Source organism: Streptomyces triticagri (assembly GCF_003429565.1).
Lineage (GTDB): Bacteria > Actinomycetota > Actinomycetes > Streptomycetales > Streptomycetaceae > Streptomyces > Streptomyces triticagri.
The window spans coordinates 137,738-151,837 of the sequence record NZ_QUAK01000075.1; the positions used below are offsets into that span (position 1 = coordinate 137,738).

General features: G+C 71.3%; 11 protein-coding genes. 8 read left to right on the forward strand and 3 right to left on the reverse strand.

Annotated features, from left to right (window positions below; translation table 11 throughout):
• Positions 1-69: 69 nt before the first annotated feature.
• Positions 70-507, reverse strand: coding sequence for a DUF3052 domain-containing protein (locus tag DY218_RS13870; RefSeq protein WP_128556293.1), 438 nt, complete (start codon positions 505-507; stop codon positions 70-72).
• A gap of 419 nt (positions 508-926) precedes the next feature.
• Here DY218_RS13870 and aceE point away from each other — a divergent pair, with 419 nt between their 5' ends.
• Entirely contained in the window at positions 927-3,674 is a 2,748-nt protein-coding gene (gene aceE / locus DY218_RS13875; RefSeq protein WP_128556294.1) for a pyruvate dehydrogenase (acetyl-transferring), homodimeric type, read from the forward strand.
• Positions 3,675-3,787: 113 nt separating this feature from the next.
• Here aceE and DY218_RS13880 read toward each other — a convergent pair whose 3' ends face one another.
• Both DY218_RS13880 and DY218_RS13885 read right to left on the reverse strand, forming a co-directional pair.
• Entirely contained in the window at positions 3,788-4,228 is a 441-nt protein-coding gene (locus DY218_RS13880) for a peptidase inhibitor family I36 protein (RefSeq protein ID WP_128556295.1), read from the reverse strand.
• A gap of 198 nt (positions 4,229-4,426) precedes the next feature.
• Positions 4,427-6,049 (reverse strand): MFS transporter, encoded by a 1,623-nt coding sequence (locus tag DY218_RS13885; protein ID WP_128556296.1) that lies wholly within the window; start codon positions 6,047-6,049, stop codon positions 4,427-4,429.
• A 134-nt stretch (positions 6,050-6,183) separates the two neighbouring features.
• On the opposite strand from DY218_RS13885, the gene DY218_RS13890 reads away from it, so the two are divergent.
• From DY218_RS13890 to DY218_RS13920, 7 genes are all read left to right on the forward strand, one after another.
• Entirely contained in the window at positions 6,184-6,951 is a 768-nt protein-coding gene (locus DY218_RS13890; RefSeq protein ID WP_233521581.1) for a TetR/AcrR family transcriptional regulator, read from the forward strand.
• 107 nt (positions 6,952-7,058) lie between these two features.
• Positions 7,059-8,267 carry an alpha/beta hydrolase gene (locus tag DY218_RS13895; RefSeq protein WP_128556298.1) on the forward strand — a complete coding sequence of 403 codons (1,209 nt, stop codon included), beginning with the start codon at positions 7,059-7,061 and terminating at the stop codon, positions 8,265-8,267.
• Positions 8,268-8,353: 86 nt separating this feature from the next.
• Positions 8,354-9,211 (forward strand): DUF4429 domain-containing protein, encoded by an 858-nt coding sequence (locus DY218_RS13900; RefSeq protein WP_199566720.1) that lies wholly within the window; start codon positions 8,354-8,356, stop codon positions 9,209-9,211.
• A gap of 145 nt (positions 9,212-9,356) precedes the next feature.
• Entirely contained in the window at positions 9,357-10,778 is a 1,422-nt protein-coding gene (locus tag DY218_RS13905; protein WP_128556299.1) for a sensor histidine kinase, read from the forward strand.
• On the forward strand, positions 10,775-11,458 hold the full coding sequence (locus tag DY218_RS13910; protein WP_128556300.1) for a response regulator: 684 nt from the start codon (positions 10,775-10,777) through the stop codon (positions 11,456-11,458). Before DY218_RS13905 ends, DY218_RS13910 begins: the two co-directional genes overlap by 4 nt.
• A 175-nt stretch (positions 11,459-11,633) precedes the next feature.
• Positions 11,634-12,830, forward strand: a complete 1,197-nt coding sequence (locus DY218_RS13915) for an alpha/beta hydrolase (protein WP_128556301.1) — start codon at positions 11,634-11,636, stop codon at positions 12,828-12,830.
• The gene (locus DY218_RS13920) at positions 12,827-14,059 is read left to right on the forward strand and encodes an acyltransferase family protein (RefSeq protein WP_128556302.1); all 1,233 of its coding nucleotides are present in this window, start codon (positions 12,827-12,829) and stop codon (positions 14,057-14,059) included. The genes DY218_RS13915 and DY218_RS13920 overlap by 4 nt, the downstream gene beginning before the upstream one ends.
• Positions 14,060-14,100 lie beyond the last annotated feature (41 nt).

Below are 14,100 nucleotides of genomic sequence, written 5' to 3' on the forward strand. Positions count from 1 at the left end.
CAGCCTACGAGAGATCGCGAGAGCCCCCGCAGACGGTGTCTGCGGGGGCTCTCGGCACGGCACGGTGGCTCAGCGCTTGGACTTCGCCGCCTTGGGGGTGACCAGGCGGCTGCCCGTCCAGTCCTTGCCCGCGTTGATGCTCTTGGTCTGGGACAGACCCGCGGTCTGCGAGGCCTCGTTGATGTCGCTCGGCTCGACGTAGCCGTCGCGGCCGGTCTTGGGGGTCATCAGCCAGACCGGGGCGCCGTCGTCGACCAGCTGGGATGCGTCCACCAGCGCGTCCGTCAGGTCGCCGTCGTCCTCCCGGAACCACAGCACGACGGCATCGGCGACATCGTCGTACTCCTCGTCGACGAGCTCACTGCCGATGACCTCTTCAATGGACTCGCGGAGCTCCTGGTCGACGTCGTCGTCGAAGCCGATCTCCTGGACCACCTGCTCGGGCTGGAATCCCAGCCTTGCGGCAGGGTTGGTCCGCTCCTCCGCGTGGTCCGCGGTCGCGCTCACGGGTTGCCTCCTGATCATGTTTCGGTGATGTCTTCAAGCCACGCGCGTACGCGCGTCACTGGCCGTAGTCCACACGGGCGGGACGGATCGCGCAAGTACCCGGCGGTCGAGACCGCCGAAACGGTGACGTTCCCGACCGGTCGGGAACTCCGCGGACCGCCCCGTGGACAACCGGACGAAGCCGACGCGGTGCGCGGGCGTATCGTTGCGATTTGAGAAGAAGCTTACGCCGGACCGCTCGCGACCCACTCGGTTACCTCTCGGTACAGATGACGTTTGGATGCCCCGGGGGGACGATGGTGGGCGGCGCGGAGGTCCCGCGGAGTGAGCGTGCCCCGCGCCGGACGGTGTACTCCCAGGCGTAGCAGGCAAGACGCACTCCCAGGCATAGCAGGCAAGACCGACAGCGAAGGAACAGCGTGGCTTCCGGATCAGATCGCAACCCGATCATCATTGGCGGCCTGCCCAGCCAGGTCCCGGACTTCGATCCCGAAGAGACTCAGGAATGGCTCGACTCCCTTGACGCCGCGGTCGACGAGCGCGGCCGCGAGCGGGCCCGCTACCTGATGCTCCGGCTGATCGAGCGGGCCCGCGAGAAGCGCGTCGCGGTGCCCGAGATGCGCAGTACGGACTACGTCAACACGATCGCGACCAAGGACGAGCCGTTCTTCCCGGGCAACGAGGAGATCGAGCGCAAGGTCCTCAACGCGACCCGGTGGAACGCGGCGGTGATGGTCTCGCGCGCCCAGCGTCCGGGCATCGGCGTCGGCGGCCACATCGCCACCTTCGCCTCCTCGGCCTCGCTCTACGACGTGGGCTTCAACCACTTCTTCCGGGGCAAGGACGAGGGCGACGGCGGCGACCAGGTCTTCTTCCAGGGGCACGCCTCACCGGGCATCTACGCCCGGGCGTATCTCCTGGACCGGCTCACCGAGGAGCAGCTCGACGGCTTCCGGCAGGAGAAGTCGAAGGCGCCGAACGGCCTGTCCAGCTATCCGCACCCGCGGTCGATGCCGGACTTCTGGGAGTTCCCGACCGTGTCGATGGGTCTCGGCCCGCTCGGCGCGATCTTCCAGGCGCGGATGAACCGCTATATGGAGGCCCGCGGGATCGCGGACACCTCCAAGTCCCATGTCTGGGCGTATCTCGGCGACGGCGAGATGGACGAGCCGGAGTCGCTCGGCCAGCTGTCGATCGCGGCCCGGGAGGGTCTGGACAATCTGACCTTCGTGGTCAACTGCAATCTGCAGCGCCTGGACGGTCCGGTGCGCGGCAACGGCAAGATCATCCAGGAGCTGGAGTCCCAGTTCCGGGGCGCCGGCTGGAATGTGATCAAGCTGATCTGGGACCGCTCCTGGGACCCGCTGCTCGCCCAGGACCGGGACGGCCTCCTGGTGAACCGGATGAACACCACTCCGGACGGCCAGTACCAGACGTACGCGACGGAGTCCGGTGCTTACATCCGCGAGCACTTCTTCGGTGACGACCAGCGGCTTCGGGCGATGGTCGAGGGCATGAGCGACGACCAGCTGCTGCACCTGGGCCGCGGTGGTCACGACCACAAGAAGGTGTACGCGGCGTACGCGGCGGCCAAGGCGCACAAGGGCCAGCCGACGGTGATCCTCGCGCAGACAGTCAAGGGCTGGACGCTCGGCCCGAACTTCGAGGGGCGCAATGCGACCCACCAGATGAAGAAGCTGACGGTCGACGACCTCAAGCGCTTCCGTGACCGGCTGCATCTGCCGATCCCGGACAAGGAGTTGGAGGACGGCGCTCCGCCGTACTACCACCCGGGCCGGGACTCCGAGGAGATCCAGTACATGCACGACCGGCGCAATTCCCTCGCGGGGTACGTGCCGACGCGTGTGGTGCGCGCGAAGCCGCTGCAGCTGCCGGACGACAAGGCCTACGCCTCGGTGCGCAAGGGGTCGGGGCAGCAGTCGATCGCCACCACGATGGCCTTTGTGCGCCTGCTGAAGGATCTGATGCGGGACAAGGAGATCGGCAAGCGCTTCGTGCCGATCGCGCCGGACGAGTACCGGACCTTCGGCATGGACTCCTTCTTCCCGAGCGCCAAGATCTACAACCCGCTGGGTCAGCAGTACGAGTCCGTGGACCGTGAACTGCTGCTCGCCTACAAGGAGTCGCCGACCGGGCAGCTGCTGCACGACGGCATCACCGAGGCGGGCTGCACCGCATCGCTGGTCGCGGCGGGTTCCGCGTACGCGACGCACGGCGAGCCGCTGATCCCGGTGTACGTCTTCTACTCGATGTTCGGATTCCAGCGCACCGGCGACCAGTTCTGGCAGATGGCCGACCAGTTGTCGCGCGGATTCGTACTCGGTGCGACCGCCGGTCGTACGACCCTGACCGGCGAGGGGCTGCAGCACGCGGACGGTCATTCGCAGCTCCTCGCCTCGACCAACCCCGCCTGTGTGGCGTACGACCCGGCCTTCGGCTTCGAGATCGCGCACATCGTGCGGGACGGGCTGCGCCGGATGTACGGCGAGACCGCGGACGGGCAGCCGGGCGAGGACGTCTTCTACTACCTCACGGTGTACAACGAGCCGATCCAGCACCCGGCGGAGCCCGAGGGCGCCGACATCGAGGGCATCATCAAGGGGATCCACCTCTTCCGGCGGGGCGAGGCGGGCACCGTGCCCGCGCAGATCATGGCCTCCGGAGTCTCGGTGCCGTGGGCGCTGGAGGCTCAGCAGATCCTGGCCGACGACTGGGGCGTCAAGGCGGACGTGTGGTCGGTGACCTCGTGGAACGAGCTGCGCCGCGAGGCCTTCCACGTGGAGGAGCACAATCTGCTGCATCCGGACGAGGAGCAGCAGGTCCCTTATGTGACACGGAAGTTGTCCTCGGCCGAGGGGCCGTTCGTCGCGGTGTCGGACTGGATGCGGGCGGTGCCGGACCAGATCGCGCGCTGGGTGCCCGGCCGCTACAACTCGCTGGGGGCGGACGGCTTCGGCTTCGCGGACACGCGTGGGGCGGCTCGCCGGTTCTTCCACATCGATGCGCAGTCGATCGTGCTCGGTGTGCTCACCGAGCTGGTGCAGGAGGGCAAGCTGGACCGGTCGGTCCTGAAGCAGGCGATCGACCGCTATCAGCTCCTGGATGTCGCGGCCGCGGACCCGGGTCCGGCGGGCGGCGACGCGTAGGGCTCCCGTACGGGCCTGCCCCGTACCGCAGTTGATGGATCGTGGCCCCGGCCGGAGTTCTCCGGCCGGGGTCGTGGTCCGTGTGGGCGGGTGGGTGCCGACGCGCGGCGCGGTCAGTTCTCCCAGATCTTGAACGCGCGGACGCGGTACGGGGTCTGCGGGGCGAGGGTGCCGCTGCCGGGGTAGGTGTCGAACTCGCCGGTCTCCGCGCACTCGGCGGACTGGTAGGTGGTGACGGGGCGTCCGGTGCGGTTGGCGAGGGCGTTGGCGGCGGCGCCGGCCGGCAGGGCGATGCAGCTCTCGATGTCGGTGCCGGACAGTTCGTAGGTGTGCCGGGTGCCTCGGTACTTCGCGCCTTCCCAGAGGCAGAGCTCTCCCGCGCCGCAGCGGGTGTCGGCCGTGGCGGGACTCGCGGCGGCCGGGGCGGCTGTCGCGGCCGTGCCGGCGGCCAGACAGCAGACGGCGGCCGCGGCGAGGAGCGCGGGCCGCGCCAGGCCGCGCGTCGAGGCGCGTCGCGAAGTCGAGGTGTGTCGGGTCGTCGGGATGTGCTTCATGGTCGTAACCCCCGTGTCGTACGGATCAGTTGGGGCGCCACTGTGGCCTCCGGCGACGCCGGCCGGGAAGGGGGTACGCGAGCGGCCACCCTGATACACGAATGCCGGGGCGGGAACGCGCCGAGGCCCCGCCGGGTGAACCGGCGGGGCCTCGGGTTGCCGCACGAGCCATGCAGTCGGCCGTGGCGGAGCGAGGGCTCAGATGTGGCCCACGCCCGCTCCCGCGTCGGCGTTGGATCCGCGCTTGGTGAGCAGGGCCACGCCTGCCGCGATCACGGCGACGACGCCGGCCGTCACGAAGGCGAGGTGCATGCCCGACATGAAGGTGTCGTGGATGACGCCGCCGATCTTGTCGATGATGTCGGGGGTCGTCCCCGGGGCCTTCGACAGCTCCTTGACCGGGACGACACCGACCTCGGCGGCCTGGTCCAGGCCCGGTGCGGGCTCGCCCGGCAGGCCGGCGTCCCGCCACTGGTTCGGCAGTTCGGAGGTGACCTTGCTGGACATCACGGCGCCCAGTACGGCGGTGCCGAGCGCGCCGCCGACCTGCATGCCCGCCTGCTGCAGACCGCCGGCGACTCCGGACAGCTCCAACGGGGCGTTGCCGACGATGACTTCGGTGGCGCCGACCATGACCGGCGCGAGCCCGAGACCGAGCAGGGCGAACCAGAGGGACATGGCGAAGGTGCCGGTGTCCGTCGAAAGAGTGGTCATCCCGAACATCGCGACGGCGGTGCAGGTCATGCCGCCGACCAGCGGGACGCGCGGCCCGAACTTGGTGATGAGGGCACCGGCGATCGGCGAGGACACGATCATCATCGCGGTCAGCGGCAGCAGGTGCAGACCGCTGTCGACCGGGCTCATGCCGTGCACGCCCTGCAGATAGAACGTCACGAAGAAGATGCCGCCCATGAACGCGAAGGCCATCAGCACCATCAGGACGACACCCGCCGACAGGGGCACCGATCGGAACATCGCGAGCGGGATCAGCGGCTCCTTGACCCGGGTCTCCCAGAACGCGAAGACGGCGAAGCAGACGATCGCGGCGCCGATGAACAGCCAGGTGTTGCCGCCGCCCCAGCCCCAGGACTCGCCGGCCTTGATGATCGCCCAGATCAGGAAGAACATCGCCGCCGAGAGCAGGGCGATGCCCGGGATGTCGAAGGACCGCGGTGCGTTCTCGGCGCGGTGGTCCTTGAGGATCCACAGGCCGAGGAGGAGCGCGAGTACGCCGACGGGCACGTTGATGAAGAAGACCGACTGCCAGTTGACGTGCTCGACGAGTACGCCGCCGAGGATCGGGCCGCCGGCGGTGGAGGCGCCGATGACCATGCCCCAGATGCCGATCGCCATGTTCAGCTTCTCGGCCGGGAAGGTGGCGCGGAGCAGACCGAGCGCGGCCGGCATCAGCAGGGCACCGAAGAGGCCCTGCAGGACGCGGAAGACGATGACCATGGTGACGCTGTCGGACAGGCCGATCGCACCCGAGGATGCGGCGAAGCCGACGATGCCGATCAGGAACGTCTGCCGGTGGCCGAAGCGGTCACCGAGCTTGCCCGCCGTGATCAGCGAGACGGCGAGGGCGAGCAGGTACCCGTTGGTGATCCACTGCACGTCCTGCAGCGAGGCACCCAGGTCCTTCTGGATCGCGGGGTTGGCGATGGCCACGATGGTGCCGTCGAGGGCGACCATCATGACGCCGATGGCGACGGAGAACAGCGTCAGCCAGGGGTGGCCGCGCAGCCCCTTGGCCGGCTCGGGAGCGGCCGGCTTCCCCAGTGGATCCGGGGCCTCGTCCGCGACGGTGGTCTGACTAGTCATGCCGGTGAGGCTAATGTCAGCTACTGACAGTTGACAAACCAATTCACAAGTCGGTAACTGTCACGTTGCTCACAGTTCCGGGGATGGGAACGGAACGGGCGAATCCGGACGGCGGGAAAGAGGACCATGGAGTGGTGAAACCCCGCACCGAAACCGGCCCGCGCGAAGGCCGACCCGACCTGCGCGCGCCCGGCCTGCGCGAACGCAAGAAGCAGCGCACCCGCGACGCGCTGCTGCGCGCAGCGCTCGAACTCTTCATCACACACGGCTATGAGAACACCACCGTCGACGCGATCGTCGAGGAGGTCGACGTCTCGCAGCGCACCTTCTTCCGCTACTTCGCGGGCAAGGAGGAGGCCGCCTTCGCCGTACAGGAGATGGTCGAGCGGCACTTCACCGCGGTGCTGCGCGAGCGGCCGGCCGACGAGCCGCCGCTCGAGGCCCTGCGCCAGGCGGTGCTCGCGTCCTGGGACGACGTGGGCGAGGCGATCGAGCGCGTCGTACCGGTCGATGTGTACATGCGGGCCTGCCTGCTGATCGAGTCCACTCCCGCGCTGCTCGCCGTGCAGCTGCGGCGCTCGGTGGAGAGCGAGGACGAGATCGCCCGGATCGTCGCCGCGCGCGAGGGTGTCGATGTCGACGCGGATCCTCGTCCGCGGGTCGCCGTGGCCACCTTCAGCGGGGTCATGCGGCTGACGGGGAGGCTGTGGGGCGCGGGCGGCGATCTCTCGGTGGCCTCGATGCGCGCCGTGACGGAGTCCTGTCTGGACCAGCTCGGACCGTCCCTCGCCCAGCACTGGCGCGGCGGGGGCGAGGACCCGGCGTCCGCGGCCGGGGAGCCGGGGGCCACGAACCCGGCCGGCGTCCAGGCCGAGAACCAGGTCAAAGCGCACGAAGCGTAGTCACTCCGTATCACCCAGGCCCGCTTTGTCTCATTCTCCCGGCGGGAAACGTGATCTGCCCCACCCCTGGCCCGGAGCGGTGCGCGGTTCTCCTAGGGTGTCCCGCAGTGACTTCCTTCGACTCGTCCCCCCACCTCAACGCCTGGCGTGCGTTGCTCGCACTCGCCGTCGTGTTCGTCATGCTGGCGACCACCGGCTGGACCGTGGTGCGCAACCACCAGGGCGGCAGCAGTCCGCTCGAAGCCGCGATGAGCGCCTGGGAGCGCGGCGGCATAGACGGCCGCCCGCTCCCCGGGTCGCATGCGTCGGCCGACCAGGTCGCCCGCTTCTTCGCCTCCCTGAGCACCGCACAGCAGCGCAGACTCGCCTCCCGGCATCCGCTCGCGGTCGGCAACATGAGCGGCGTCCCGCCGAAGGTGCGGTACGCGGCGAACCGGACGTCACTGGCCAAGGCGCGAGAAGTCGAACGACAACGCATGGACGACGAACGGCTCTCCGACGTCGGCCGCCACGAGGCGGGCCGCAGGATGCACCGCTTCGACTCGCTGATGTCCGGCGACCGGCAGATCCTCGCCTTCGACCCGACCGGCGCGGGCCGCGTCGCCGAGGTCATCGGCGACCTGAACCGTGCCCAGCGGGTGTCGGTGGTGGTGCCGGGCGTCGACACGAATGTGCTGACATTCCAGAAGACCAACGGCCGCTACACCGCGCCGCGCGGCATGGCCAACGCCCTCTACCGCGAGGAGCGGCGCCAGAGCCCCGACACCCGTACCGCCGTCATCGCCTGGGCCGACTACACCGCGCCGGTGGGCGTGGGCGTGGACGCGGCCACCGCCAAGCGGGCGGAGGACGGCGCCGAGCGCCTCGAGGAGCTGGCCCGTACGCTGCCGGGCACCTCCGAGATCGCCCTGTACTGCCACAGCTACGGATCGGTGGTGTGCGGAGTGGCCGCGGACAAGCTGCCCGGCCGGGTCTCCGACATCGCCGTCGCCGGCAGTCCGGGCATGCGTTCCGGTACGGCGGGCGGGCTCGGGACCGGGGCCCGGGTGTGGGCGATGCGGGATGCCGACGACTGGATCGCGGACATTCCGCACCTGGAGTTCGGCGGGCTCGGGCACGGCGCCGACCCCGTCTCCGCCGAGTTCGGCGCACGGGTCGTGTCGGCGCGGGGCGCGTCCGGGCACACCGGCTACTTCCAGCCGGGGACGGACAGCCTGCGCAACTTCGCCAGGATCGGCGTCGGCGCATATCAGTCGGTGAACTGCGCGGGCGGTGACGACGCCTGCCGGAGGACCACCGGCGCGGCGGTGGCCTGACGCGCGTAGAAGCCCGCCGTGCCCGGAAAGCGGTGGGTCCGTCACGAGGGGGGACGTGGACGTCCGTGCCGCATACGATGAGCCGCATGGGTGATGTACTGGCCGGATTTCATGCCGCCTGGGAGTTCGAATCGGACTCCGTGCTCATCCGCTTCGAACGGGGGATCAGGACGCCGCGGCTGTTCCAGGCGCTCGGTGAACGCCGCATCCCCTACGAGGCGTTGGCGGCGGTGACCCTCGCTCCCGGCAAGCGCGGGACGGTGGTCCTGCACGCCTCGCCGAGACCCGGTGCCGACCCGCTGATGGAAGCGGCCGCCGGCCAGCTCAAGGATCACTGCGACCCGTACCGCCTGGTGCTGCCGGGCGAGCGCGAGACGCTCGCCGAGTACTACGCGGACGAGCTGCGTCCGCTGCTGCCCGAGGACACCGGGCCGACCGACTCGTATCTGGTGGCGCCGCCGGAGGGCCGCAAGGAGTTCAAGGCCTACGACGGGAAGGCGTCCTTCGACGGGACGTCGGCGTCGTTCCGCTGGTTCTGGACGGGGGCGTCGTCCGCGAAATGGAAGGCGGGCGACCAGACCTTCCGGGTGAACGACCTCAGCGGTGTGGAGTGGCGCTCGCCGGAGGTCTTCGACGGCTATCTGCGGCTGCTCCGCAAGCCGAACGGGGTGCCGCAGCCCGCGCAGGCCGACCAGGACCCGGCCGCCGTGGTGTTCGGGCTCGGGTACGGCCCGGTGCACGAGTCGCTGCCGTTCGCCGCGGCCGTGCTCGGCGCGGTACGCAGCTGCGGCCCGGACCCGGTGGAGGCCGAGCGGCCGCCCGGGCGCCGGGACCCGGCGGACATCGCCGACCGCATCCGGCATCTGGGCGAGCTCCATCAGGCGGGGCTGCTCACGGACACGGAGTTCACCGCGAAGAAGGCGGAGCTGCTCGCCGAGCTGTGAGCGGGAGCGGGAGCGGAAGCGGAAGCGGCCGCACGGGAGGCATGGGCCGCGCGGCCGGCACCGTGGGGTGATACCCGAGTAGCACCCGGTCCGGCTCTCCGGTATGACGCCGGGCGGGACCTGCCGTGTCTACGCTGATCGGGCCATGAGTACCGAACCGAACCCCTCGCCCGCGCAGCCGCCGGAGCCCCCGGAGTCGCCGGAGACGCCCGGCCGAGCCGCCGCGCTCCGCTCCCGGCTGCGCAGGCTCCGCCCCTCCCGGCCGCCCTTGGCCGGCTCCGGCGGGGGCACCGCGCATCTGCAGTCCGCGCTGCGGGAGCTGGGCCTCGCCCTCGCGACGCCCGCCGCGGCCGGCGAAGCACCGTTCGCCCGGTCCCCGAAGCGCTGGGTGCGGACCCTGCCGTATGTGGTGGTCTTCGGCTTCGTCGCTGCACTGCTGCCGGTGACGGTGACGCTCCTGGTGCGGAACTACGAGGTCAACGGCGCGCTCGCGGGGGCGCTCGCCACCGCGCAGACCGCGCCCCTGCTGCTGGCTCTGACCCGGCCCCTGCAGGCCTGGTGGGTGATCTTCGCGGCCGATGTGGTCGGGGCGTTCGCCCTGCTGGGCAGCCCCACCCATCAACTGTCCTGGCCCTGGCCGCCGATGGTCGTGGTCGGCTATGTCCTCCTGATGATCCTGCTCGGACTGCGCGAGTCCCGGCGGACGCTGCTCGCGGTGTGGCTGGCGACCGGGGCGGCGGGCCTGCTCTTCGAGCTGATCTCGCAGGAGCGCAGCGACGGTGTCCAGCTGCTGCTCTTCGTGCTCAGCGGTGTCGCACTCGTCGTCACCTACGCGCTGCGCGAGCGCGGGGCCGCGGAACGCCGGCTCGTCGAACAGGAGACGATCAGCGAGGCGGAACGGGCCCGGCGCACCCTGCTCGAGGAACGCACCCGCATCGCACGGGAGTTGCACGACGTCGTCGCCCACCACATGTCGGTGATCACCGTGCAGGCGGACTCGGCGCCGTACCGGATCGAGGGGATTCCGGCGGCGGCACAGGAGGAGTTCGGCGCGATCGCGGCGAGTGCGCGCGAGTCGCTCGCCGAGATGCGGCGGCTGCTCGCGGTGCTGCGCAGCGAGGACGCGGGCGGCGAGCGGACCCCGCAGCCCGGTCTCGACAAGCTGCAGCAGCTGGTGGAGGCGACGGTACGGGCCGGGGTGCCCGCCGAGCTCTCGCTCGCGGCCGAACTCGGCGCCGTACCGCAGGCGGTGGACCTGTCCGCGTACCGGATCGTGCAGGAGGCGCTGTCGAACGTGGTGCGCCATGCGCCGGGTGCCGGCACCCGGGTGTCGGTCGGCTCCGACGGGACCGATCTGACCGTGCTCATCGTCAACGGACCGCCCACCGCGCGCGATACGCCGCTCGAGAGCTCCGGGACCGGGCACGGCCTGGTGGGCATGCGTGAGCGCGTACGGTTGACCGGCGGCTCGCTCGACGTGGGGCCGCTGCCGGACGGGGGTTTCCGGGTCGCCGCCCGACTTCCGCTGGGCCTCAGCGATGTGCCGACCCCGGAGGGTACCCCTTGACCATTCGCGTGATCATCGTCGACGACCAGGCCATGGTCCGTGCGGGATTCGCCGCGCTGCTCGCCGCGCAGAGCGACATCGACGTGGTGGGCGAGGCCCCGGACGGCAGGCAGGGCGTCGAGGTCAGCCGCAGCACCCATCCCGATGTGGTCCTGATGGACGTCCGGATGCCGGAGATGGACGGGCTCGCGGCCGCCCGCGCGCTGCTCGACCCGCCGCCGGGTGTGGTGCACCGGCCGAAGGTCCTGATGCTGACCACGTTCGACGTCGACGACTATGTGTACGAGGCGCTGCGGGCCGGCGCCTCGGGCTTCCTGCTCAAGGACGCTCCGCCCGCCGATCTGATCGCGGCGGTACGGGTGGTGGCCGCCGGCGAGGCGCTGCTCGCGCCGTCCGTGACCCGCCGCCTGATCGCCGACTTCGCCAAGCAGCGGACGGCCCCGCGCAAGGCCACGAGCCTGCGCCTGAACGGGCTCACACCGCGCGAGACCGAGGTGCTCGAACTGATCGCCCGCGGCCTGTCCAACCAGGAGATCGCCGAAACGCTGGTGCTCGCCGAGCAGACCGTGAAGACGCACATCGGCCGGGTCCTGGCCAAGCTGGATCTGCGGGACCGCGCCCAGATCGTGATCTTCGCGTACGAGTCGGGGCTTGTGACGCCGGGGGAATCCGCGCCCTGACCGGCCGGCGTCCGCTTCAACCCCTCGGTGTTCGCGGCTGATTGCCGCGGCCCGCCCCGTACACCCCCTACCCCGGTAGCACCCCGCAGTTGGCTCCGCGGTGTGACGTGTGCGGGCAGGGCGTCTTCCTTTACTTCCCTCCGTCAACGCAGTCGACGGACGAGGGAGACGGGCCATGAGCCGCCGCAACGGGCAGGGGCGCCAACGAGCAGGGCACGGGCGCTACTTGAGGACGCTGCTCGCCGGTGCCGTGGCCACCGTCGCGGTGGCGGGCACGGCCGGCTGGGCGGTCGGCAGCGAGCAGGTCGCGGTGACCGGGCCGGTACCGGGGGCCGCCGAGTGGCGCGCGGACCGCGGGCCGGACGGGCCGCTGCCGGACCCGGCGAGCGCCACCCCTGCCGAAGTCGCCCGTTTCTTCCAGGCGTTGCCCGCCGGGCACGACCGGGCGCTCGCCGAACGGCACGCCCTGGTGGTCGGCAATCTGGACGGCGCACCGGTGGAACTGCGTTACCGGGCCAACGCGGCGGCGCTGCGGCAGGAGCGCGCCGCCGAGCTCCGCCGCGCCGACGACGCATCCACTCCCGCCCGCGACCGTGCGGCGGCCCGCGAGCGCGCCGAGCGCTACGACCGGCTGCTGTCCGGCGGCCGCCGGATCCTCGCCTTCGATCCGCGCGGCCGCGGCCAAGTCGCCGAGGTGTACGGGGACTTGAGGCGTGCCGAGCACACGGCCGTGGTAGTGCCCGGCTCCGACATCGATCTGGAGACCTTCGACCGCGACTCGGACCCGTACGGCACACCGACCGGCATGGCGCGCTCGCTGTACCGCGCGACCGGCGAGCGCACCGCCGTGGTCGCCTGGGCCGGATACACCACGCCCGTCGGGCTCGGGCCCGATGCAGCCACCGGGCGCCTTGCCGAGGCCGGCGCCCCGCGTCTGACCCGACTCGTCCAGGGCCTCACCGCGAACGGAAGCGCGAAGCCGGCGGTCTTCTGCCACAGCTACGGCTCGGTGGTATGCGGTCTCGCCGCGGCCGAACTACCCGCCGCCGACCTGGTGGTGGCCGGTTCGCCCGGCATGCGCAGCGACAACGCCGCCGGTCTGGACACCAAGGCCCGCGTCTGGGCCGCGCGCAACGACGACGACTGGATCGGCCGCGTCCCGAACGTGAACGTGCTCGGGCTCGGCCACGGCGCCGACCCGGCCGGCGCCGGTTTCGGCGCCCGGCGCATCCCCGCGGCGACCGCCGAGGGACACACCGGCTACTTCGCCCCCGGCACGGACTCGCTGCGTGCCTTCGCCCGGATCGCCGTCGGCGACCACGACTTCGGCGTTTCCGACGCCGGCAAGCACAGTCTCGGAGGCCGCTCATGAGTACGCGCACCCTCACCGTCCTGCGCAGGAGCGCCGAGTCCATCGACGCGAAGACGCCCGCGCACCGGGACCGGGCCGTCGACGGGCTGCGGGCGCTCGCCCTGCTCGCGGTGCCGACCGGGCACTGGCTGCTCGGCGGCTTCACCCTGGACTCCGCGGGCCTGCACAACGCCAGCCCGCTCTCCTCGTTCGGCTTCTTCGCGCCGCTCAGCTGGGTCCTGCAGATGCTCGGGGTGTTCTTCCTGGTCGGCGGCTACGCCTCGGTGCTCTCGTACCGGCGATCGACCGGGCGCGGCGAGTCCACCGGGCGCTGGCTGCGCGGCCGGGTGGCCCGGCTCGGGCGGCCGGTGCTCGGCGTGACCGCGGTGTGGGCCGCGCTCATCCCGCTGCTGTACGCCCTGGGGGTGCCGGGCACGACGCTGCGCACCGGGTCGACGCTGGTGATCCAGCCGCTGTGGTTCGTCGGCGTTTACACGGTGATCACCGTGCTCACGCCGTACTGCGTACTGGCCTCCGAGCGGCTCGGTGCCTGGGCGGCCGCCCCGCTGCTCGCGGTCGTCGCCGCCGTGGACTTCCTGCGGTACGGGCCGTACGCCGAGGCGATGCCGTCCTGGCTGAGCCTGCTGAATCTGCTGCCCGGCTGGATGTTCGCGTACCAACTCGGTGTGTCCTGGGGCGAGAAGCGGCTCGGCCGGCGCGGGGCCTGGCTGCTGCTCGCCGGGGGCGCCGCGCTCTTCGCGGTGCTGCTGCTCGCCTTCCACTACCCGGCGTCGATGGTCGGAGTGCCGGGCGAGGCGCGCACCAACTCGCATCCGCCGTCGCTGCTCGTGCTCGCGCTCGCGGCCGCGCAGAGCGGTGCGGCGATCCTGCTGCGGGACCGTATCGGGGCACTTCTGCAGCGGCCCGCGCTGTGGGCGCCGGTGGTCGTGATCAATCTGTCGGCGATGACGATCCTGTGCTGGCACCAGACCGCGATGTTCTCGGCGGCCGCCTCGGGTGCGCTGCTCGGCTCGGTGCCGGGTCTGACGGCCGCCCCTGACACGCTGGGCTGGGTGGCGGCGCGGCTCCTCTGGCTGCCGGTGTTCGCGGCCCTGTTGATCGGAATCGGGCGGTACGCGCGGAAGTTCGAGGCGCCGTGGCAGACCGGGACGCGGGCGTCGCAGGTGCGGCGGGCGGTCGCCGGGCTGCTCGCGGCGGGGTTCGCGGTGTTCGCCCTCGGTCTCGCGTGAGGAGGCCGCGGGTGCACGTCCGCCCTGCGCGCGTGGAGCCC

Coding starts and splice junctions, on each gene's coding strand:
- DY218_RS13880 (WP_128556295.1), bottom strand. CDS start 4,228: ATGAAGCACATCCCGACGACCCGACACACCTCGACTTCGCGACGCGCC.
- DY218_RS13885 (WP_128556296.1), bottom strand. CDS start 6,049: ATGACTAGTCAGACCACCGTCGCGGACGAGGCCCCGGATCCACTGGGG.
- DY218_RS13900 (WP_199566720.1), top strand. CDS start 8,354: ATGGGTGATGTACTGGCCGGATTTCATGCCGCCTGGGAGTTCGAATCG.
- DY218_RS13905 (WP_128556299.1), top strand. CDS start 9,357: ATGAGTACCGAACCGAACCCCTCGCCCGCGCAGCCGCCGGAGCCCCCG.
- DY218_RS13915 (WP_128556301.1), top strand. CDS start 11,634: ATGAGCCGCCGCAACGGGCAGGGGCGCCAACGAGCAGGGCACGGGCGC.
- DY218_RS13920 (WP_128556302.1), top strand. CDS start 12,827: ATGAGTACGCGCACCCTCACCGTCCTGCGCAGGAGCGCCGAGTCCATC.